Below are 21,452 nucleotides of genomic sequence, written 5' to 3'. Positions count from 1 at the left end.
GGCCGCGCAAAAAGGAAAGGTCGGTCCGACACGTCACCGCCTGTCGTGGTCGCGCTCCCCCACGAAATTGGCGGCAACATCACCGGCCATTGTTGGATAATTGAACAAAAATGGTGTCGACGCCTTTATCTGCCTTGAAGGGCTACAAAGGCCGGAACCATGGATGTCAGGCAGACAATCGACGCGTTCGAACAGTGGTTCCGAACGTTTGTCTTCAGCGAATGGATGCTCTACCAATTCGGGATTATCGCTGCCGGTTACGTCGCGGCGTCGTTCCTGGCATCACGCACTGAACCTGCGTTGGAAGCGAAAGCCAGGCGCATCAAAGGTAATCCGGACCTCTTGCGCGTCATAATCGCCTTCATGCGGCGCTTGAAGTGGCTCTTTCTTGCGGTATGGCTGTGGCTTGCAAACGTCGCTCTCACCCAAAACACCTGGCCGTCGCAACGGTGGCTCGTGGCGACTGCCCTGACGCTGACGGCAGCGTGGTTCATCATCTCCGTACTGACCAAGATTATCCATAATCCCACCTTGTCGCGAACGGTCGCAATCGTCAGTTGGAGCTACGTCGCGTTGTACGCGCTCCGGCTTGACGGTCCGGTGCTTTCCGCGCTCGATGGCCTGGCTGTCAATCTGGGGGCCGTGCGCCTTTCACTCCTTCTTGTGCTGAAAGCGGTCGTCTTGGCTGTCGCGCTCATCTGGGTGGCGGTTCTCGTCGGCAATGTCCTGTCCCGTTGGGTGCAGAGGTCGGGCGATCTTTCGCCATCGATCAAGGTCCTGATCAGCAAGTTCATAAAAATCGGCTTGATCATGATCGCCGGCGCAATTGCCTTGTCAGCGACCGGCATCGACCTTACGGCATTGACCGTTTTTTCCGGCGCAGTCGGCGTCGGAATAGGTTTCGGCCTTCAGAAAGTCGTATCGAACTTCATTTCGGGCATCATCATCCTGCTCGATAAATCCATCAAGCCAGGCGACACGATCACGCTCGGCGATACTTTCGGTGCGATCCGCGATTTGCGCTCGCGGTTCGTCTCGGTCATCACGCGTGACGGCAAAGAATACCTGATCCCCAACGAGGATTTCATTTCCCAACAGGTCGTCAACTGGTCGTTCTCCAGTGACTACGTCAGGATCGATGTCGACTTCGGCACGGCTTATGACAGCGATCCCCATGAAGTCGCCAGAATCGCAATCGCGACTGCCTCTACGGTGGATCGCGTTGCCAGCGATTACAGGGCGCCGGTATGCTGGCTTACCTGCTTTGGCGCTTCGTCGCTTGATTTCCGGCTCCGCTTCTGGATCTCCGATCCCGCAAATGGTCTGACGAATGTCAGGGGCCAGGTGCTGATGGCGCTTTGGGACGCGTTCAAGGAAGCCGGGGTGTCGATCCCGTTCCCGCACCGGGAAATCATCATGAGGACGCCTGTCGAAATCAAGCAGTCGCGCCAGGACTAAGCGACGATATTGAGCCCGCCGGCAAATGCCGAGCGGGCTTTTATTGCTGCGTGAATTAGGCGACGGCTGCTTCGACATAGAGCCTGACGTCACGACGCCGCGGTCCCCAGCTCTCGGCCCAGAGCGGCAGGCCGACGAAATCGGCTATATCAGGCGCGGCCTTGACAGGATCAAGCCGGATTACTTCCTCTTGATCGGTGACGGCAAAGCCGTCTTCCGTCTGATCGAGACAGGTTACCGCCAGCCCGGCTTTGACCGCAATACCGCCGCGATCCGAGGTCAGATCATCTGCGATGGCCTTGCGGAGCATGAAGAGATCGAGCGGGGCGAGCCTTAGGCTACCTTGCCATTCGTTCGGTGCGTTGGTGGGGTCGACGACATTGACGCCAGGAAGTGTGGGAACCTCTCCCTCGAGGGGTCCGGCGCCGTGGCGAGTGGTGTAGCAGCGCGTCGCATATATCGCGTCCAACTCTGTGACGCCGGCCTCGGCGGCGATCGCGCGTATATTTGCTAGCCCGGTATTCGAACGGGTGACGTGAGGAAATGCGCCACGGTTTTGATCGAGGCATAGGCCTTGTGCCGCCTCGAAGATGACGGTGCCGCGTTCGCACAGCCGTCGGTCGGGCCACAGCGTGACGTGGTCGAGATAGGCGGCGCAATCAGCTTCGAAGCCGGCGATGGTGATGTCGTCAGCCAGTACGGCAGCCAGTTCTTCGGGTAAGGCGGTGATGCCGAGCGCGGCGAGCCGTCGAGGCACCCAGCCGTCGCGGATCGAAACAAGGCGGGCGTGCAGATCAGGGCGAAACAGGTCCTTTGTCGAAAGGGCGAAGTCGGAGTGCAGATTGCGCTCGATAGTCTCGCCGAAGCCGAGGCCGCAGCTTCCGTGGCGGGCAGTGCCCCGCGCCAACTCCACGGCCTGGTTGATCAGGACGTCGAAAGGTGTGGTGATCAGGGCGCGCGGGTCGCTGCTGGTTTGAGGCTTCGCACCCCGCTCATTAAGGGCGGCCAACTCGTCGAGAAACAGCATCGGGTGAGCGACGAAGAAGCGACTGAAGTGGGTGGCAGCTCCGGCAAAGCTGCCCGAGCCGATATGGTGGAAGACGTGGCGGATGCCGGCGGGATCGACCACGGTATGGCCGGCTTGAGCGCCGCCATTGCTGCGAACCACTACGGCTCCTGGCGTGACTGCGGCAAGGCGATCGACCATCAGTCCCTTGCCTTCGTCGCCGTAAAGCGCGCCGATCACGGCCTTTGCTGGGATACTCATCATTCTGCTCCTCGACGGCGCCCGGAGCGATCGCGCCGGGGCCTTTCAAAATATCTCACTTAGAAGAGGGGTAGCAGGCGCCGGTTATGGCGTTCGCCAATGGCCTTGGCCACGACTGCCGCCGCCGCATCCGGCCAGCTGGCGGCCACCTCGCCGGCATCCCGGCCCTCGGTGATTTCGATGATCGAAACCACCAATTCGGCAATGCGCCTGTAGTCATCGAGCACGAAGGTGCGGCCGGGCAGCAGCGGCTGCCAGCTCCGCAGCACCCGGTCAAGTCCCGTGGCTGCATAGCCCTCGCGGATGACGATGTGGAAGACCTCGTAGGATCTCTGCGCCATCGCGAGGCATTCCCGGGCGCTCAGGCCGCGCGGTGGTTCGATGCCGAAGATGCGGGCGATCTGGTCGGCGGACAGGCCGTTGTGAACCGGCTCGTCACCGATGGTGAAGAGATACCCCTTGCGGCCGCGTCTTTCGAAGGCGTCGGTCGAGGTTTTGAGGGCTGCCAGAAGGTGGGCGGCGCTGTAGCTCTCGCCGTTATTGCCACCGCCATTGCCTTCCAGCCACAAGGCGCGGATCTGGCTGGCAAGCGAGATATCGGCCTCGAACTGGGTGGCCTGCAGGGGTGCGGCATCGGTGAACGCATCTCCGACCGCCGCCACCATGATGTGCGGATCGGATACCGGACGGCGGTCGTAGATCTCCGATGTCAGGGTGATGAGCCCGCCGCGCATAAGCTCGTGGGCGATCATGCCCATCGAGCCGGTCACATCCGAAGCTAGAATGATCGGAGTCGATTGCGGATTGTAGGCGCTGTCGCGGCTCTCGCGGGTGGAAAAGCGCGCCGGATCGAACCGCGGATCGATGCCGGTGGCGCCGAATATTTCCGACCGGCTGCGGCCGTCCACATGGCGTGCATTGTAGGCCGCCCAGTCGGCGGTGCTGAAACGTCCCATACCCATGGCATTACTCCTTTGCTGGCTGTCTTGGCGATCCGGCTTAGGCGCCCCGCCCGCCGTCGTCATAGCAAACTATATAGACTTGCAAATTGCACTTTGCAAGTTGCTATTTGCAAATTGTTTTTTCCCCGATTGGCCGCTATGAGGCTACGAAGGGCGGCAGGAACATTCTGATGGCAGAGGCTGAGTTCGCACGACCGATCGTGACGGTCGACATCGTCTTACTGACGCTACACGAAGGAAAGCTATGCGTGGCGTTGCTTGAGCGTCCCGCCGAGCCGTTTGTCGGCGATCCGGCGCTGATCGGCGGCTATGTGCATACGGACGAGGACGCCGACGCGGAGGCGGCGGTCCGGCGCATCCTTCTTTCCAAGGCAGGGGTCGAGGGCATATTCTTCGAGCAACTCCGGACCTTCGCGTCGGCGCGACGAGATCCTCGCGACTGGTCGGTATCGATCGCGTATTTTGCGCTGGTCCCGCGGGGAGCTTTGGCAGGTGGCGCCAGTCTGCTGGAGTTGCGGCCAGTCGAGGCTGCAGGCAAGCTGCCCTTCGACCATAATGAAATCGTGGACGCTGCGTTGGAGCGGCTGCGCGGCAAAGGCGCCTATTCGACCATTCCGGCAAGGCTGCTTCCCGCCGTGTTTACGATGTCGGAACTGCAGGCAATCTATGAAACAGTGATGGGCGAACGGCTGGATCAAAGTGCCTTTCGCCGCAAGATCAACGATCTGGATCTGCTCGAGGTGGTCGAGGGCGAAAAACGGCAGACTGAGCGGGTCCGACGACCGACGACGCTCTATCGGCTGAAGACGCCGGTTGCCGTGTTCGACCGAAGAATTTGAGTGCATCAGTCGCCACCCATCGGATCGTGGGAACGAGCATGGTGAAAAATATCGGCCGCGGGCGAGACGCTGCAGTCCCTTGACGGGCGGCCATGATCGCATAGTCTGCCCCAATCACCCTCGGAGCATTTCCATGACGCAGTCCCTGCTGTTCGGCGCCTTCCTGGCGGCGCTCTTCTATGTGCTCATTCCCGGACCCGCCTTCCTGCAGCTGCTCGGCATCGGCGCCGGGCAGGGGCGCAAGGCTGGGGCCTTCTTCATGATGGGGCATCTGGTCGGGGATCTGATCTGGTCGTCGCTGGCGCTGATCGCGATTGTCGGCGCGAAGACGATCGGGACCTTCGTCTTTGATCTGCTCGGTCTCGCCTGCGGTTTCTATCTCGCCTGGATCGGCTGGAGCGCGGTCAATGCCAAGCCGAAAGCGGATGGGCAGGCGCTTGTCATGGTCGAGCGGCCGTTTCGCCGCGGCCTGATCTTCGGCGTCACCAATCCGAAGGGTTATCCGGTGGCGCTCGCCACCTTCACCGCCCTGGTCGCAGGCTCTGCCGGCGCGCTCGATTTCGAGGCGCTGCCGGTGCTTCTCGGCGTGTCCTTCCTGGGATTCGTGACGGCCGACGTCATCCTGATCGGCATTATCGGCGCAGGCGCCGTGCGGCGCTTCTATCGCGCCCATGAACGGCTGATCGTGCGCTGCTCCGGCGTCCTCTTCATGGGTTTTGCCGCCCAGGCGCTATGGCACGCGACGCCCGGCCTCATCGGCTGGCGCAAGGCCTGATTCAGCCATCCAGGAAATTGACGATCGATTTCAGCGTCTGAACGTCGTTGGAATCGCCGATCGACATGGCGACCTGCAGCTGGTTCCTGTAATAATCGAGGAAATTGAAGCTCGTGCCGTCGGTGACGCCGGAGAGGTCGATGATGTTGCCGAGCGGATCGATTGCGTGCATCGGCAGAGGCTCGGAGATCGCGGCGTAGGTGTTCTGATCGATCACGCCGCTGTCGAAGCTTTGGCGCGCGTAGGTGCGCAGCTCTCCGGGGCTGACGGCAGTAAAATCGGGCCCCTCGTCGGGATTGTCTTCGATCTGGAACGAGACGGGGGCCGGAGCCTTGATCTCGATGTGAATATCGGCAGTCTTCGAATTTTTTGCGTTATTAGGGTTGTTTTTAAATAGCAAACTCTGAGAAGACCGCAGGGAAAAAATTTCCATGGCGCATGTCCCCTGGCAGGAAGATCACCCGGAAACTAGCGCTTGCGCGTGATTCGCGTCAATCGTTAACAAATGGTTAATTTGCACGTGACCAAGCTTGTCCACCAATTTGGCTGACGTGCATCAGATCGCTAGGCGCGAGACAAAAGCCTGGCTGCCGAAACATACCAATTCCATGGCGGCCCTCCTATATTGATCCATCCAGTCGCATACCAAAAGGAATTCTCCCATGCCTTCTCCCCATGATTTCAATCCGGCGCTCACCAACTGGGACGGCCTGCACGGCCTGCCGCGTTTCGACGCCATCGATGACGGCGATTTTGCTGCCGCCTTCGATGCGGCGCTGGCCGCGCATGAACAAGAAATCGACGAGATCGCCGGGAACAGCGATGCGCCGACCTTCGACAACACGGTCACGGCGCTGGAGATTGCCGGCGATGCGCTGTCGCGCGTTTCGGCGCTGTTCTGGAACAAGGCGGGTGCGCATACCAATGATGTGATCCAGGCGCTGGAGCGGGAAATCTCGCCGAAGATGTCGCGCCACTATTCGAAGATCGGCATGAATGCCGCGCTTTTTGCCCGCATCGACACGCTCTGGGAGAAGCGCGAGAGCCTCGGCCTGACGCTGGAACAGACGCGGGTGCTGGAACGCCATTGGAAGGGCTTCGTCAAGTCGGGCGCCAAGCTTGAGAAGGCCGAGCAGGAGAGGCTTGCCGAAATCAACGAAAGGCTTGCCGGCCTCGGGACGCAATTCGGCCAGAACGTTCTGGCCGACGAAAAGGCCTGGGCCTTGGTGCTTTCCGATGGGCCCGAGCTCGACGGGTTGCCGGAGTTCCTGCGCGACGCGATGGCTGCGGCGGCGCGCGAGCGCGGCGAGGAGGGCAGATTTGCGGTGACACTGTCACGTTCGATCATCGAGCCGTTCCTCACCTTCTCGGAGCGCCGGGATTTGCGCGAGCAGGCCTTCAAGGCCTGGGTGGCCCGCGGCGAAAACGGCGGAGAGACGGACAATCGCGCCGTCATCCGGGAAACGCTGGCGCTGCGCCATCAGGTGGCGAGCTTGCTCGGCTACGGCAATTTCGCCGAGCTGAAGCTCGACAACACCATGGCGAAGACGGCGGAAGCGGTGAACGGCCTGCTGAAAGCGGTCTGGGCGCGGGCGGTGAAACGCGCCGGCGAGGAGGAGATCGATATCGCGGCGCTGATCGCCGAAGAGGGCCGGAACCACGAGGTGATGCCCTGGGACTGGCGCCACTATTCCGAAAAGATCCGGGCCCGGAAGTTCGATTTCTCCGAGGCCGAGCTCAAGCCCTATTTGCAGCTCGAGAAGATCATCGAGGCCTGCTTCGACGTCGCCGGCCGGCTGTTCGGCATCCGTGCGGTCGAGAAGAAGGGCGTCGCCGCCTATCACCCTGACGTCAGAGTGTTCGAAATCAGGGACCGCGAAGACAGGCTGGTCGCCCTGTTCCTCGGCGACTATTTCGCCCGCGGTTCGAAACGGTCCGGCGCCTGGATGAGCTCGCTGCAATCGCAGCACAAGCTCGAACTGAGAAACGGCCGCCACGGCGAATTGCCGATCATCTACAATGTCTGCAATTTCGCCAAGCCGGCCGAGGGCAAGCCGGCGCTGCTGTCGCTCGACGATGCCCGCACGCTGTTCCACGAATTCGGCCATGCGCTGCATGGCATGCTTTCGAATGTCACCTATCCCTCGGTCTCCGGCACCGGCGTCTCGCGCGATTTCGTCGAGCTGCCGTCGCAGCTCTACGAGCACTGGCTGACCGTGCCCGATATCCTGAAGCGCTATGCCGTGCATTTCGAAACCGGCGAACCGATGCCGCAGGCGCTGCTCGACAAGGTGCTGGCGGCCCGCACCTTCAATGCCGGCTTCAACACCGTCGAGTTCACCTCGTCGGCGCTGGTCGACATGGCCTTCCATACGCGCGAGGCGGTCGCCGACCCGATGGCCGTGCAGGCGGAGGTGCTGGCCGAGATCGGCATGCCGAAATCGATCGTCATGCGCCACGCCACGCCGCACTTCCAGCACGTCTTCTCCGGCGGCTATTCGGCCGGCTATTATTCCTACATGTGGTCCGAGGTGCTCGACGCCGATGCCTTTGCCGCCTTCGAGGAGACGGGCGACGCCTTCAACGGCGAGATGGCGAAAAAGCTCAAGGAAAACATCTATTCCGTCGGCGGCTCGGTCGATCCGGAAGATGCCTACAAGGCCTTCCGCGGCAAGCTGCCGAGCCCGGATGCGATGCTGATCAAAAAGGGACTTTCGACCTTCGAGGAATTGACAGGCAGCGACGCCTAAGACAATTTGATGACAATCTGTGATGCGGCGGGGCGACGGCCTTGCCGCAGCTTTTGCGCGTTTCCCCCTTTCGCAAGCGCAAAAAAAACTGTATGGACGCCCCAAACTAATAGGCGCGTCCTCATGAGCGTAGCGCCCCAGCCTCAGAGATTTCACATATGGCACTTCGCAATATCGCGATCATCGCGCACGTTGACCATGGCAAGACGACCCTGGTGGATGAGCTTCTCAAGCAGTCCGGCTCGTTCCGCGAAAATCAGCGCGTAGCCGAACGCGTGATGGACTCGAACGATCTCGAAAAAGAACGCGGCATCACCATTCTCGCCAAGGCGACCTCGGTCGAGTGGAAGGGTGTCCGCATCAACATCGTCGATACCCCCGGCCACGCCGACTTCGGCGGTGAAGTCGAGCGCATTCTGTCGATGGTGGATGGTGCGATCGTTCTCGTCGATGCCTCCGAAGGCCCGATGCCGCAGACCAAGTTCGTCGTCGGCAAGGCGCTGAAGGTCGGCCTTCGTCCGATCGTCGCGATCAACAAGATCGACCGTCCGGACGGCCGCCATGAAGAAGTCATCAACGAAGTCTTCGACCTCTTCGCCAATCTCGACGCGACCGACGAACAGCTCGACTTCCCGATCCTCTACGGTTCGGGCCGCGACGGCTGGATGAACGTCAATCCTGAGGGACCGAAGGATCAGGGTCTTGCGCCGCTTCTCGACCTGGTGCTCAAGCATGTTCCGGAGCCGACCGTCGAGGAAGGCCCGTTCCGCATGATCGGCACGATCCTCGAAGCCAACCCCTTCCTCGGTCGTATCATCACCGGCCGCATCGCATCGGGCTCGATCAAGCCGAACCAGGCCGTCAAGGTTCTCGACCAGGACGGCAAGCTGATCGAAACCGGCCGAATCTCCAAGATCCTCGCCTTCCGTGGCATCGAGCGCACGGCAATTGATGAAGCGCATGCGGGCGACATCGTCGCGATCGCCGGCCTCTCCAAGGGTACCGTTGCCGACACCTTCTGCGATCCGGCCGTTTCGGAAGCCATGAAGGCGCAGCCGATCGACCCGCCGACGGTGACCATGTCCTTCATCGTCAACGACAGCCCGCTGGCAGGCACCGAGGGCGACAAGGTGACTTCACGCGTCATCCGCGACCGTCTCTTCAAGGAAGCGGAAGGCAACGTCGCCCTGAAGATCGAAGAAGCCGAAGGCAAGGATTCGTTCTACGTCTCCGGCCGCGGCGAACTTCAGCTCGCCGTTCTCATCGAAACCATGCGTCGCGAAGGCTTCGAGCTTGCCGTGTCGCGTCCGCGCGTCGTCATGCACAAGGATGAAAGCGGCCAGCTGCTGGAGCCGATCGAGGAAGTCGTTGTCGACGTCGACGAAGAACATTCCGGTGTCGTCGTGCAGAAGATGTCGGAGCGCAAGGCCGAAATGGTCGAGCTGCGTCCGTCGGGCGGCAATCGTCTTCGCCTGCGTTTCTATGCACCGACCCGCGGCCTGATCGGCTACCAGTCAGAGCTGCTGACGGATACGCGCGGCACGGCGATCATGAACCGGCTGTTCCACGACTACCAGCCCTATAAGGGTGCGATCGGCGGCCGCGTCAATGGCGTGCTGCTCGCCAACGCAGCCGGCGAAGCCGTCGCCTATGCGATGTTCAACCTGGAAGATCGCGGCCCGATGATCATCGAGCCGGGCGAAAAGGTCTATGCCGGCATGATCATCGGCATCCATTCGCGCGACAACGACCTTGAAGTCAACGTCCTGAAGGGCAAGCAGCTCACCAACATCCGCGCCGCCGGCAAGGATGAAGCGGTGAAGCTGACGCCGCCGATCCGCATGACGCTCGATCGCGCGCTCTCCTGGATCCAGGACGACGAGCTGATGGAAGTGACGCCGAAGAATATTCGTCTGCGCAAGATGTATCTCGACGCAAACGACCGCAAGCGGTTCGAAAAGTCGAAAGCGGCTCTCTGAGAATTCGGAGATACCCTTGAGAACCCCGGCCTTAGAGCCGGGGTTTTTTTATTGTGCGCTGCGCTGATTCCGACTTGTGACAATCGTTAAAAAAGCGTTAAAATTTATTCGTCGTCCACATATCAAGTCTGTGGGCAATCGAGCCGAATGCGTCATCGCGTATGGTTAATTGCCTCCGGCAGGACCAGAGTAAACGTTATGAAGACGTTGTCGATCGATGTCCGGCGGGCTGAACCGCACGATGCCCGAGCCATTTCGGAAACCCATAGGCTCGCCTGGCAGCACACTTACGCAGGCATCATTCCGCATCGCGCCCTGACGCAGATGATCGAGCGACGCGGCGAAAACTGGTGGCGCAAGGCAACGCGCGGACCTGCGACGTTGCTGGTTCTCGATGTCGCCGGAACGGTCGCCGGTTATGCGACGCTCGGGCTCAACCGCGCCCGCGCTTTGCCGCAGGAAGGCGAGATCTACGAGCTCTACCTTCGTCCCGAATATCAGGGCATCGGTCTCGGCCGTATGCTGTTCGGCGAGGCGCGCCGGCTGTTGAAGTCACTCGGCTGCAACGGGCTGGTCGTCTGGTGCCTCGAGGAAAACGAGACCGCCAGCCGCTTCTACCGCCATCACGGCGGGATCGATTTCTGCGAAGGCATGGAAAATTTCGACCACAAGCAGTTGAAGAAAATCGGCTTCATCTGGAACTGAGCCGTCCAGCCTGCAGTTCGCTCATCTCCTGCTAGAATTTTGATGTGGTTGGGTGCCGGCGCCATCACGCATTGGTGATCTCCAATGTTGCGTTGCCGCATGAAACTGATTATCTGGCTGCGAGCAATTCAACCTCGCAGGAGTTTCGTATGCGCATCGACGCCGTTTCCATCGGTAATAATCCCCCTGAAGACGTCAACGTTATTGTCGAGGTTCCGGTCGGCGGTCATCCGATCAAGTATGAAATGGACAAGGACGCCGGCACGCTGGTCGTCGATCGTTTCCTCTATACGCCGATGACCTATCCGGGCAATTACGGTTTCGTGCCGCACACGCTGTCTGAGGACGGCGACCCGATCGACGTGCTGATCGCCAGCACCCGCCCGCTCGTTCCCGGCTGCGTCATCAACGTGCGCCCGATCGGCGTCCTGAAGATGGAAGACAACTCGGGCAAGGACGAGAAGATCATTGCCGTGCCGTCGCCGAAGCTGACGCTGCGCTATGAGAAGGTGAAGGATTATACCGATCTTCCCGAGATCACGCTGAAGCAGATCGAGCATTTCTTCGAGCATTATAAGGATCTGGAGCCCGGCAAGTGGGTGAAGATCTTCGGCTGGGGCGATTCCGGCGAAGCCGGCGCCCTGATCCTCGAGGCCATCGAGCGTGCCAAGAAGACGAAAGGCTGATCGTTCAGCCTGAAAGTGTTTCGAGCTTTTTTGCCAAATCCTCCGGGTCACCCTCGATCCGGAGGATTTTTTTGCGCGCGGTTTCGCCGGAAACGAGGCTGACGCTGGATTTGGCAACGCCGAGCGATTTGGAAACGAGCGCGATCAGGGCCTTATTAGCCTTTCCCTTTTCCGGAACGGCGGTGACGCGCGCCTTCAGATAGGTCTCGCCTTGGCTGTCCGTCTCAATGCCGTCGAACGCGTCTCGCCCGCCATTCGGCGTCAGCCGAACAGTCAGGCGCAGATGATCCGCGAAGAGCCTCCAGGGAGGGCTCAAGACACCAGCGGATAGACTGTGGTCCAAAGGAAGGTGCGCAGGAAGAAGATAATCACCAGCAGGATGATCGGTGAAATGTCGATGCCGCCGAGGTTCGGCAGCCGACGACGGATCGGCTTCAGTACCGGCTCGGTGACATTGTAGAGGAACATGCCGACCGAATTGACGAACTGGTTGCTGGAATTGATGACGTTGAACGCATAGAGCCAGGAGAAAACGGCGCTGGCAATCAGGATCCACGTATAAATATTCAAAACCAAATCAATGGTTTGAAACAAGGCAAACATCGTCGTCTCCAATTGGTTGTTGACAGACATGTAGACATTGGCAACTAAACGAGCAAGTGCCGTGTGGGAACGCAGGGCAAATCATGTTTAACGGGCGGCCTCGCAACCATTCCGGCGCCCGCTTCCTCGGACAAGGCTCATGTCGTTTTCGCCCACCGGAGACCGTTTTGCCGCGTTCCGGCATTCGTCTTACACCCGCTTCTTCTTCGCCCGCTTTCTGCTCTCCTTCTCGCAGCAGATCGTCAGCGTCGCCGTCGGCTGGCAGATGTACGACCAGACGGGCAAGGCGATCTATCTCGGCCTGATCGGCCTCGTGCAGTTCCTGCCGTCGCTGCTGCTCATTCTCGTCACCGGTTCGGTGGCCGACCGGCACAACCGCCGAGCCATCGCAGCGTTGTGCTCGCTGGTGAGCGCGCTCTGCACGCTGGCGCTGCTCGTCATGACGGCGACCGACACCTTCGCGCCCTGGCCGGTGTTTGCGGTGCTGCTGATCTTCGGCATCGAACGCGCCTTCATGTTGCCGGCGGTGCAGTCCCTCGCGCCCAATCTCGTGCCGGAGCATGCACTTTCGAACGCGATCGCCTGGAATTCATCGTCCTGGCAGCTTGCGGCGATCACCGGGCCGGTGATGGGCGGCCTGCTCTATGGTGTCAGCGCGACGACCGCCTATACGGTGGCGGTGATCTTTTCCATTCTCGGCGCGGGCCTTCTCTTCCTGATCCCGAAGCCGGAGCAGAAGACGGTGGGGGAGGCCAAAAGCTGGGCGATGATCCTCGGCGGCTTCAGTTTCATCCGCGCCGAAAAGGTGGTGCTCGGCGCGATTTCGCTTGATCTTTTTGCCGTGCTGCTCGGTGGCGCCACCGCGCTGATGCCGATCTTCGCCCGTGATATCCTGACGCTTGGCCCCTGGGGCCTCGGACTGTTGCGCGCAGCACCGGGGCTTGGCGCCATCGTCATGGCGATTTTCCTGGCCGCCTATCCGCTGAAGCACCGCGCTGGCATCTACATGTTCATCGGCGTCGCCCTGTTCGGCGTCGGAACCATCGTCTTCGGGGTCTCGACCAACACCGAAGTCTCGATCGCCGCACTGGCGCTGATGGGGGCGGCGGATATGGTGTCGGTCTATGTGCGCGAGAGCCTGATTGCACTGTGGACGCCGGATCAGCTGCGCGGCCGCGTCAATGCGGTCAACATGGTCTTCGTCGGCGCCTCGAACGAGCTCGGGGAATTCAGGGCGGGCACGATGGCCTCGATCTTCGGCGCAGTGCCGGCTGTCGTCATCGGCGGCATCGGAACCCTGGTCGTTGCAGCGATCTGGGCTTCGAGCTTCCCGAAACTGCGCAGGATCGACACGCTCGACGCGCCTGCATAGCGTGAGAAGGTCGCATCTGCGGAGGCGCGCACCTATGCAGGAAGCGTGATTGGGTGCGCCGCTTTTGCGGTCTTTCCCTCGAAGACGAGATCGAGGAATTCGGTCAGCCAGGCTCTCAGCGGCGCGTCGAACAGCATGCGGCCTTCCAGATGTTCGCGGCCCTGCTGGGCGTTCGGCAGGATGAAGCGATGGGCGCCGTGCACGACCCAGCGATGCATCATCACCCGGGTGAGTTCGGCATGGAATTGCAGGCCCCAGGCATTGCCGTCGTAGCGGAAGGCCTGGTTCGGATAGGCATCGCCTTCGGCCAGGAGATCGGCGCCATGCGGCAGCTCGAAACCCTCGCGGTGGAAATGATAGACCATCTTCGGCCAATGCATCAGCAGCCGGCCCTTCTCGGTTGGGCGCAGCGGATACCAGCCGATTTCCGTCGAGCCGTCGGTATTTGCCTGCACCTTGCCACCGAGCTGATGCACCAGCATCTGCGCACCGAGGCAGATGCCGAGAAAGGGACGGTTTTCCCGCAGCGGAATTTTGATCCAGTCGATCTCCTTCTTGATGAAGTCATCAGGATCATTGGCGCTCATCGGCCCGCCGAAGACGACGGCGCCGGCATGATCTTCGAGCGTTGCCGGAAGCGGCTCGCCGAGCACCGGTCGGCGGATGTCGAGGCGGTAGCCCTTTTCGGCGAGCAGCTGACCGACGCGGCCGGGGCTCGATCGCTCCTGATGCAGGACGATGAGGATCGGACGCTCGTCGCGGTGCTGAATTCGCTCAGTCGGAATCATCTTGCAAAACCCGGACATCCGTCACCCTGGCGGCGGCCTCCTGCCGTTTCTGGATGCGCTCGCGCGCGGAAACGCCCAGCAGATCGGCGATCCGCCAGATCACATGATCTTCCATCTCGCTGCGTTCGCCATCGGCATAGACGATGTCCCAGAGGATGCCGATCAGCTCCAGCCGTTGCTCGGTGTTCAGGTGCCGCTTCAGGTCGGATGTGAAGCGATAATAGTCGACCGCGGAGCTTTCGGCCTCGAGGCCGGCGGCCATCAGGGCGTCGAGCTGTTTGCCGTCGAGCGCATATTGTTCCTTCAGGAGCTTGCGCAGCCGCTTCTTCTCGCTGGCCTTGATCTGCCCGTCGGCCTCCATGACCTGCATGCACAGCGCCGCCACCGCGATGCGAGGATCATCCGGGGCGAAACCCTTCCTGGGGTGGTCGGCAGTGAGCTTCTGAAAGAATGCCTGAAAGCGTTCGAACATGCGGTTTTCGTTCCATTTCAGAAAAGGCGAAGCCGTGTCTTGGGTTCCGGTTCCGCCCTGGAATCGCGAACGCCGGGATCATCCGGCAGCCCGCCAAAGAAGGGCTTTGCTTCGTTCGGCAGCGGCGGTTTATCACCGGCGACCGGTTCGACGGGCTTCGGCTTTGCCGGCGCCGGCGCGGGGCGCACGGCCTCGGCGATCGTCGCGGCGCGTTCGAGCTCGATGATGCGGTGATCGTTGGCCGGGCTTTCCGGCCTGACGTCCCGCAGCGGCGGCAGGGTCTTCAGGGCAGTTTCGATCGCGGCGGGCGCCGAACCGTCTTCGAGCGGACCCTCGATCTGACCGAAAGGCGCCTTCCATTCGAAGGCATCGAGACGACCGGTGACGGGCGACACCGGCAGCCATTTGTCGGAGACGAAGCCGTCCGCCACCCAGGCCGGATCGCGTGGGGCCTTCAGCGCCTGGGCCAGCCAGTGGCGCACGCGGCCCTGGTCGCCGGTCTCGGCCTCCTCGATGTCGGCAAGCAACAGGAAGGCGGCTTCACGCGGCTCGATGCGCGCCGCCGCTTCCGCCTTGGTGCGGGCCTTGGCGAATTCCTGCGCGTCGAGCGCGGCTTGGGCGACGACGAGGAGGGATTCGACATTGTTCGGACGCAACGCCTCCAGCCGCTCGGCGCGCTTCAGCCGGTCGAGCGTAGAATCGCCGCTGCGGGCTCTGACATAGGTCTGGCCGATCTCGGGATGCGGCGCCGATTTCCATGCCTGTTCGAGGATCGAAGCGGCCTTGCGCAGGCCGCCTTCGCGGAACAAGGCCTTGGCGGCGATGAGGGCGGCCGGGACGAAGTCAGCGGCGAGCTTCAGCGCCTGCAGCGCGTCGTCGCGGGCGCCGGCAGGGTTGCCTTCCAGCTTCTCGGTGGCGCGCGCGGTCAGCAGCACCGCGTGCAAGCGGTTGGCTTCGGTCTTTTCGACGACGCGGGCGGCCTTCTGCTGTTCGAGCAGCCGGATCGCATCGTCCCAGCGACCGGCCTGGCTGCGATATTCGAGCGTCGCCTGGGCGGCCCAGGGCAGATAAGGGGCGTTGTCGGCGGCCTTTTCGGCATATTGGCGGGCGGCCTCGTTGGCGCCGAGACGGCGGGCTTCGAGATAGAGGCCGCGCAGGCCGAGCTCGCGCGTTTCCGGGTCGTTGGCCATGGCCTCGAACTTGGCGCGCGCCTCGTCGTGGCGGCCTTCGATCAGCGCGGCCTGGGCTTCGAGCAGGTTGATCAGCGGCTCCTGGTCGGCGCGGATGAGACCGCGCGAGCGGGCGGCCATCTTGCGGGCGAGGAGCGCATTGCCGGCGCCGGCGGCTATCAGGCCGGTCGACAGGGCCTGATAGCCGCGGTCGCGCTTGCGGGCGCGGAAATAACGCGTCACCGAATGCGGCGAGGTCCAGATCAGGCGAACGAACCACCAGACGATCATCACGGCGGCGATGAGAGCGATGATCGCGCTGACGGCGACGATCAGCTTCGTCTGGTAGATCTGGCCTTCCCAGATCAGCGAGAGATCGCCGGGACGATCGGCGAACCAGGAGAACCCATAGGCGAGAAGCAATACGAGCAGGGCGAAGACGACGAGTCGGACCATGTCTCAGCCCTCCTTGCCGGCGCCGCTGACCGCTTTCGACAGCGCCCCGCCGACCAGTTCCTCGACCCGGATGCGCGCCTCCAGCGACTGCTTGAAGGCGGCGGACGCCTGCTTTCCGGGGGCCGGCAGAGCATTCCATTCGGCGGAAGCACCGGGCAGGTCGCCGTTCTTCACCTTATCCTCCATGCGGGCGGCGATCGCTTCGACGCTTTCGCCCTCGATATTGCCAACGGGGCGGACGGTCACCAGCGATTTTGCGCTCGCCATCAGCCGATCCGACCAGCTCTGGTTCGGATCCGGCTGGTTGACGGCTTCGACGATCGCGGTCGCAACGTCGGGAACCTGACGCACGAGCTCGGTGCGCGAGGGAATGCCGGTCTCGGCAAAGCTACGCAGGTCGGCGACGGCGGGATCGTCGGGCGCGACGCCGGCGAAGGTCTCGAGTTCAGCGAGGAACGGCCCGCCGCGATCGATCGCCGCCTTGAGGGCGGCTGCCGCGATCGCCTGGGCGACGGCGACATCCTGGCGCGGTTCGTTCAGCTTCTTTTCAGCTTCCTCGAGGCGCTTGGCGATATCGGCGCCATTGCTCGTCTGCTGCTCGGAGGACTGGGCAAGTGTGGCGCGCAGCTGATCGACCTGGCCGCTGAGCTCGGCAATCTTCTGGTTGAGCGCCTCGACATTTGCCGAATCGGCCGGCGTCGCCGCTGCGGGGTTTTTCGCAGCCGCTTCCAGCGCCGCGAGGCGTGTCTCAAGCGCGCCGTCGCCCGTGCCTGCGGGATTGGCGGCCAGGTTGGCGACGGTCTGTTTCAGGCCGTCGATCTCACCGGAAAGATCGGCGATGTCAGGCGATGCCGTCTGCGGCGCCGAGGAGCCCGGAAGGTATCCGGCATATTGAATGGCGCCTGCGCCAAGCAGCGCCACGAGGCCGCCGAAGATGCCGGCAGCGATGAGAGCGGAGGTGCCGGCGCTCCGCGGCGCCTGCTGTTCTGGAGCGGGCGTGAAGGAAGGTTCCGGCGCTGCCGGCTCCTCTTCTCGCGCATCCGTCCCTGGCCGGCCTTCGAATTCCGGCTGTTCCTGTTCGGCGCGTTCATGCTCGGTCAGCGACGCGGCTTCGGTTTCGGGCGTCACGCCGGCCTCGGCGGGGCTGTTGTCGGTATCGCCGACATCATTTTCCACCGGCTTTTCGGTATCGGCTGCAGAGGCAAAATCCTGTGCTTCAAGGTCGATCGTGACCGGCTCGTCGGCGCTCTTCGAATGGCGTGGCGGGTTTCCCGATACCATGAGGTCCTCTTTATCCTGCATTGCAACGAAACTAGACAGTGATGCCAATTAAGGGAAGAGGTTAGATCAAATTTGGGCGGCCAGGGCATTCAAAGCAGCGACAAAAGGCTTATCTCATCCGGCATCGGCGAAATCGTCACGCTTCCCTTCAGGGAGGTCGGAATGGCCTGCGCCACCGCCTCGCTGAGGCAGAGGAGGCGGATTCCGCCCTGTTCCAACAGAGCTGATCGCAGCTCTGCCACCTGAAAGAAATCCTCGGCCGTCTGCCGGGAATAGAACAGAACGGCATCCGGGCGATGGCCCGAAAAAATCGCCTCGATGTCGGCCGGGCCGGGAGCGACCGGCTGCATGCGATAACATTCGGCGACGGAAAAGTGGATGCCGAGTTCGCGCAATCTGCCTTCGAAGGTTTCGGCGCGCGGCAGGCCGGCGAGATAGAGCAACGTCTCCGCTTTCTGCGCGGCGACGAGATCGGCGAGATCGCGGCCGTTGCCCGAAGAGGCGGTGACGGACCGGAAGCCAAGGCGCCGCGCCGCTTGCGCCGTCATCTCGCCGACCGCAAAAATCGGGCGGTCTAGGTGCGGACCAAGTGTCTCGCCGAGAGCTGACAGGACCCTCATGGCTTCGGCGCTGGTCACCGCGATCGCGCCGCTGGTGGCGGCAAGCGCGCCGGCGGCTGCGGCACTGTCATGTTGTGGCCGACGCAGCGGCAGCAGCAGCGGCTCGTGGCCCATGTCGCGCAGACGTTGTGCGGTTGTCTCGGCCGAATGCGCGGGGCGGGTGACGAGCACGCGCATGGCCGCTTCAGTGCCAGTCGTCGAAGAAGGCGCTGCCGGCCCTTGCGCGCACGTCCTGGCCGGCGCGGGTGCCGAGGGCGGCGGCATCGCGGCGATGTCCGTCGGTCGTCACGGCATGCTGGCTGCGGCCGTCGGGTGTGATGATCAGGCCGGAGAAGCGGATGAGGTCGCCCTCGCAGACGGCATAGCCGCCGATCGGCGTGCGGCAGGAACCGTCGAGGGCGGCGAGGAAAGCACGTTCGCAGGAGACGGTGTCGAAGGTCGCGGCGTCGTTGACCGCCGCCAACAGGTCGTCGATCCCCGTATCGCCGACGCGGCTTTCGATGCAGATCGCTCCCTGGGCCGGCGCCGGCGGGAAGCTGTCGGGATCGAGGATATCGGTCAGCACCTCGACCTTGCCGAGACGTTTGAGGCCGGCAAGCGCCAGCAGCGTCGCATCCACCTGACCTTCTTCGAGCTTGCGCAGCCGGGTTTCGACCGAACCGCGGAAGGTTATGACGTTGATGTCGGGCCGCATGCGGCGGATCAGTGCCTGGCGGCGCAGTGACGAGGAGCCGACGGTGGCGCCATGCGGCAGGTCGATCAGCTTGGGCGCGGTGCGGCCGACGACGGCGTCGCGGATATCCTCGCGCGGCAGATAGGCGGAGAGATGAAGGCCGTCCGGCAGGTGCGTCGGCATGTCCTTGGTGGAGTGCACGGCGAAATCCAGCTCGCCCGAGACAAGCTTCTGTTCGAGCTCCTCGGTGAAGAGGCCTTTGCCGCCGATCTCGGCCAGCGACCGGTCGGTGATGCGGTCGCCCTTGGTCGACAGCACGACGATCTCGAACATCTCTTCAGGCAGGCCATGCGCCGCCATCAGCCTGTCGCGGGCTTCATGGGCCTGGGCAAGCGCCAGCGGGCTGCCCCGTGTGCCGATCCGGAAAGGTTTTATTTGCATCCGCTCTGTTCCGTTGTTACCGGAGTTCTCGTAACCGGGTTTCGGCCCCATCGCAATGAACGAACAGGCCTTATGGTTCCCTTTCTGCGCATCCTTGGCATCGAGACGAGCTGCGACGAGACCGCCGCGGCGGTCGTCGAGCGCGATGCGGAGGGGCATTCCAGGATACTCTCCGACGTCGTGCTTTCCCAGCTCGATGAGCACAGCGCCTATGGCGGCGTGGTGCCGGAGATCGCCGCGCGCGCCCATGTCGAGGCGCTGGACGAGCTGATCGAGGCGGCGCTGAAGCGCGCCAATGTGTCGCTGGCCGATGTCGACGCCATCGCCGCGACGTCGGGGCCGGGGCTGATCGGCGGGCTGCTGGTGGGATTGATGACCGGCAAGGCGATCGCCAAGGCCGCCGGCAAGCCGCTCTATGCGGTCAACCATCTCGAAGGCCATGCGCTGACGGCGCGGCTGACCGACGGGCTTTCCTTTCCCTATCTGATGCTGCTCGTCTCCGGCGGTCATACCCAGCTCATCCTGGTGCGCGGCGTCGGAGATTACGAGCGCTGGGGCACGACGATCGACGATGCGCTCGGCGAAGCCTTCGACAAGACGGCGAAACTGCTCGGCCTGCCCTATCCCGGCGGCCCGGCGGTGGAACGCATGGCGCGGCACGGCAATGCCGGCCGCTTCGATTTTCCGCGGCCGCTGGTCGGCGAGGCAAGGCTCGACTTCTCCTTCTCCGGCCTGAAGACGGCCGTGCGGCAGGCGGCGCAGGAGATCGCGCCGCTCAGCGATCAGGACGTGGCGGATATCTGCGCGTCGTTCCAGCGGGCGATTTCGCGCACGCTGAAGGACCGCATCGGCCGCGGTCTGCAGCGGTTCAAGACGGAGTTCCCGGCGACCGGAGAGACGCCGGCGCTGGTCGTTGCCGGCGGTGTCGCCGCCAATCTCGAGCTGCGGGCGACGCTGCAGGGGCTTTGCGACAAGAACCGCTTCCGCTTCATCGCGCCGCCGCTGAGCCTCTGCACCGACAATGCGGTGATGATCGCCTGGGCAGGCCTGGAGCGGATGGCCATAGGTATCGCGCCCGATCCGCTCGACGTGCAGCCGCGTTCGCGCTGGCCGCTCGATGCCAATGCCGAAAGGCTGATCGGCTTCGGAAAGAGAGGAGCCAAGGCATGAGCGAAAAAATCGCCGTCATCGGATCGGGCGCTTTCGGAACGGCGCTTGCCGCCGTCATCACCCTTGCCGGCCGCAGCGCGGTGATACTTGTCGGACGCAATCCGTCACTGATGGCCGATCTCAAGGCCGAGCGTCTGCATGATGCGGTGCTGCCCGGCATTGTCCTGCCGGAATCGCTCGAATTTTCCGCCGAGGCGGAGGCGATCGCCGGTGCCTCCATCGTGCTTTTTGCGATGCCGTCGCAGGCGCAGGCCGATGCGGCGCGGCAATATGGCCCCTATCTGTCGAAGGATGCCGTCGTCGTCACCTGCGCCAAGGGCATCGAGCGGGCGACGGGCAATCTGTTGACCGACATGCTGGAGCGGGAACTGCCGGACCATCCGGTGGCGGTGCTCTCCGGTCCCGGTTTTGCCGCCGATATCGCCAAAGGCCTGCCGACGGCGATGGCGATCGCGGCGGCGGATATGGAGACTGCCGAGCGGCTCGCCCAGGCGATATCAGGCCGGACCTTCCGGCTCTACGCCTCCAGCGACCGCATCGGCGTGCAGCTCGGCGGTGCGCTGAAGAATGTGCTGGCGATCGCCTGCGGCATCGTCGAGGGCCGCGGCATCGGCGAATCCGCCCGTGCGGCGTTGATTGCCCGTGGCCTCGCGGAAATGTCGCGCTTCGTCGTCGCCAAAGGCGGCCAGGCGGATACGGTGCGCGGGCTCTCCGGCCTCGGCGATCTGGTGCTGACGGCGACGAGCCATCAATCGCGCAATCTGCGCTTCGGCATCGCGCTCGGGCGCGGCGAAAAGGCCGACCCGCTGCAGGGCGCGCTGGTGGAAGGGGCGCTCGCCGCCTCGGTCGCCTCGCGGCTTGCCGCGGAGCTTTCGATCAGCATGCCGATCACCGACGCCGTTTCCGCCATCATCGACGGCAGGCTCGATATTTCGGACGCCATCGAGCAGTTGATGACGCGTCCCATCACCACCGAATAGGAGAAC

At 62.9% G+C, this 21,452-nt stretch carries 21 protein-coding genes; 10 read left to right on the top strand and 11 right to left on the bottom strand.

Annotated elements, in window-relative coordinates; all coding sequences use genetic code 11:
• The first annotated feature begins 159 nt into the window (after nucleotides 1–159).
• The gene (locus tag CO655_RS00715; RefSeq protein ID WP_097663492.1) at nucleotides 160–1,458 is read left to right on the top strand and encodes a mechanosensitive ion channel domain-containing protein; all 1,299 of its coding nucleotides are present in this window, start codon (nucleotides 160–162) and stop codon (nucleotides 1,456–1,458) included.
• A gap of 55 nt (nucleotides 1,459–1,513) precedes the next feature.
• On the opposite strand, the gene CO655_RS00710 is transcribed toward CO655_RS00715, so the two are convergent.
• Nucleotides 1,514–2,725, bottom strand: a complete 1,212-nt coding sequence (locus CO655_RS00710) for an adenylosuccinate synthetase (protein ID WP_097663637.1) — start codon at nucleotides 2,723–2,725, stop codon at nucleotides 1,514–1,516.
• Nucleotides 2,726–2,784: 59 nt separating this feature from the next.
• On the bottom strand, nucleotides 2,785–3,687 hold the full coding sequence (locus CO655_RS00705) for a hypothetical protein (protein ID WP_097605933.1): 903 nt from the start codon (nucleotides 3,685–3,687) through the stop codon (nucleotides 2,785–2,787).
• A gap of 170 nt (nucleotides 3,688–3,857) precedes the next feature.
• Between CO655_RS00705 and CO655_RS00700 the strand changes: the two genes are divergently transcribed.
• Nucleotides 3,858–4,526, top strand: a complete 669-nt coding sequence (locus CO655_RS00700; RefSeq protein WP_097605934.1) for an NUDIX hydrolase — start codon at nucleotides 3,858–3,860, stop codon at nucleotides 4,524–4,526.
• A gap of 133 nt (nucleotides 4,527–4,659) precedes the next feature.
• On the top strand, nucleotides 4,660–5,301 hold the full coding sequence (locus tag CO655_RS00695; RefSeq protein WP_010030753.1) for a LysE family translocator: 642 nt from the start codon (nucleotides 4,660–4,662) through the stop codon (nucleotides 5,299–5,301).
• A 1-nt stretch (nucleotide 5,302) separates the two neighbouring features.
• Here CO655_RS00695 and CO655_RS00690 read toward each other — a convergent pair whose 3' ends face one another.
• Entirely contained in the window at nucleotides 5,303–5,734 is a 432-nt protein-coding gene (locus tag CO655_RS00690) for a hypothetical protein (protein WP_010030754.1), read from the bottom strand.
• Nucleotides 5,735–5,963: 229 nt separating this feature from the next.
• Here CO655_RS00690 and CO655_RS00685 point away from each other — a divergent pair, with 229 nt between their 5' ends.
• The 4 genes from CO655_RS00685 (at nucleotide 5,964) to ppa (ending at nucleotide 11,421) form a co-directional block, all read left to right on the top strand.
• On the top strand, nucleotides 5,964–8,051 hold the full coding sequence (locus CO655_RS00685) for a M3 family metallopeptidase (protein WP_097605935.1): 2,088 nt from the start codon (nucleotides 5,964–5,966) through the stop codon (nucleotides 8,049–8,051).
• Between the two features lie 158 nt (nucleotides 8,052–8,209).
• The gene (typA, locus tag CO655_RS00680) at nucleotides 8,210–10,030 is read left to right on the top strand and encodes a translational GTPase TypA (protein ID WP_097663491.1); all 1,821 of its coding nucleotides are present in this window, start codon (nucleotides 8,210–8,212) and stop codon (nucleotides 10,028–10,030) included.
• Between the two features lie 198 nt (nucleotides 10,031–10,228).
• Nucleotides 10,229–10,735: a GNAT family N-acetyltransferase gene (locus CO655_RS00675; RefSeq protein ID WP_010027368.1), complete on the top strand. Its 507-nt coding sequence runs from the start codon at nucleotides 10,229–10,231 to the stop codon at nucleotides 10,733–10,735.
• A 149-nt stretch (nucleotides 10,736–10,884) separates the two neighbouring features.
• The gene (gene ppa, locus CO655_RS00670) at nucleotides 10,885–11,421 is read left to right on the top strand and encodes an inorganic diphosphatase (RefSeq protein WP_064683816.1); all 537 of its coding nucleotides are present in this window, start codon (nucleotides 10,885–10,887) and stop codon (nucleotides 11,419–11,421) included.
• Nucleotides 11,422–11,425: 4 nt separating this feature from the next.
• On the opposite strand, the gene CO655_RS00665 is transcribed toward ppa, so the two are convergent.
• Together CO655_RS00665 and CO655_RS00660 are read right to left on the bottom strand one after the other, a co-directional pair.
• Nucleotides 11,426–11,737: a DUF167 domain-containing protein gene (locus CO655_RS00665; protein WP_097605936.1), complete on the bottom strand. Its 312-nt coding sequence runs from the start codon at nucleotides 11,735–11,737 to the stop codon at nucleotides 11,426–11,428.
• Entirely contained in the window at nucleotides 11,734–12,024 is a 291-nt protein-coding gene (locus CO655_RS00660) for a YggT family protein (RefSeq protein ID WP_009993319.1), read from the bottom strand. Before CO655_RS00660 ends, CO655_RS00665 begins: the two co-directional genes overlap by 4 nt.
• A 139-nt stretch (nucleotides 12,025–12,163) precedes the next feature.
• Here CO655_RS00660 and CO655_RS00655 point away from each other — a divergent pair, with 139 nt between their 5' ends.
• Nucleotides 12,164–13,396, top strand: coding sequence for an MFS transporter (locus CO655_RS00655; RefSeq protein ID WP_097663490.1), 1,233 nt, complete (start codon nucleotides 12,164–12,166; stop codon nucleotides 13,394–13,396).
• Nucleotides 13,397–13,428: 32 nt separating this feature from the next.
• Here CO655_RS00655 and CO655_RS00650 read toward each other — a convergent pair whose 3' ends face one another.
• From CO655_RS00650 to hemC, 6 genes are all read right to left on the bottom strand, one after another.
• Complete coding sequence (locus CO655_RS00650) at nucleotides 13,429–14,184, bottom strand: glutamine amidotransferase (RefSeq protein WP_245423738.1); 756 nt, start codon at nucleotides 14,182–14,184, stop codon at nucleotides 13,429–13,431.
• Entirely contained in the window at nucleotides 14,171–14,656 is a 486-nt protein-coding gene (locus CO655_RS00645; RefSeq protein ID WP_097605940.1) for a TerB family tellurite resistance protein, read from the bottom strand. The genes CO655_RS00650 and CO655_RS00645 overlap by 14 nt, the downstream gene beginning before the upstream one ends.
• Nucleotides 14,657–14,673: 17 nt before the next feature.
• A complete protein-coding gene (locus CO655_RS00640) occupies nucleotides 14,674–16,281 on the bottom strand; it encodes a heme biosynthesis protein HemY (RefSeq protein ID WP_097663488.1) in 1,608 nt (535 codons plus the stop codon).
• Between the two features lie 3 nt (nucleotides 16,282–16,284).
• A complete protein-coding gene (locus tag CO655_RS00635; protein ID WP_176539197.1) occupies nucleotides 16,285–17,583 on the bottom strand; it encodes a COG4223 family protein in 1,299 nt (432 codons plus the stop codon).
• 68 nt (nucleotides 17,584–17,651) lie between these two features.
• On the bottom strand, nucleotides 17,652–18,359 hold the full coding sequence (locus CO655_RS00630) for a uroporphyrinogen-III synthase (RefSeq protein ID WP_097663486.1): 708 nt from the start codon (nucleotides 18,357–18,359) through the stop codon (nucleotides 17,652–17,654).
• 7 nt (nucleotides 18,360–18,366) lie between these two features.
• Nucleotides 18,367–19,296 carry a hydroxymethylbilane synthase gene (gene hemC / locus CO655_RS00625; RefSeq protein ID WP_097605943.1) on the bottom strand — a complete coding sequence of 310 codons (930 nt, stop codon included), beginning with the start codon at nucleotides 19,294–19,296 and terminating at the stop codon, nucleotides 18,367–18,369.
• Nucleotides 19,297–19,368: 72 nt separating this feature from the next.
• On the opposite strand from hemC, the gene tsaD reads away from it, so the two are divergent.
• Together tsaD and CO655_RS00615 are read left to right on the top strand one after the other, a co-directional pair.
• Nucleotides 19,369–20,466: a tRNA (adenosine(37)-N6)-threonylcarbamoyltransferase complex transferase subunit TsaD gene (tsaD, locus tag CO655_RS00620; protein ID WP_097605944.1), complete on the top strand. Its 1,098-nt coding sequence runs from the start codon at nucleotides 19,369–19,371 to the stop codon at nucleotides 20,464–20,466.
• A complete protein-coding gene (locus CO655_RS00615) occupies nucleotides 20,463–21,446 on the top strand; it encodes an NAD(P)H-dependent glycerol-3-phosphate dehydrogenase (protein WP_097605945.1) in 984 nt (327 codons plus the stop codon). Before tsaD ends, CO655_RS00615 begins: the two co-directional genes overlap by 4 nt.
• The last annotated feature ends 6 nt before the right edge of the window (nucleotides 21,447–21,452 follow it).

This window comes from Rhizobium sp. M1, from assembly GCF_002531805.1.
GTDB classification, from domain to species: domain Bacteria; phylum Pseudomonadota; class Alphaproteobacteria; order Rhizobiales; family Rhizobiaceae; genus Rhizobium; species Rhizobium etli_C.
This window is presented reverse-complemented; position numbering and strand designations above follow the sequence as displayed.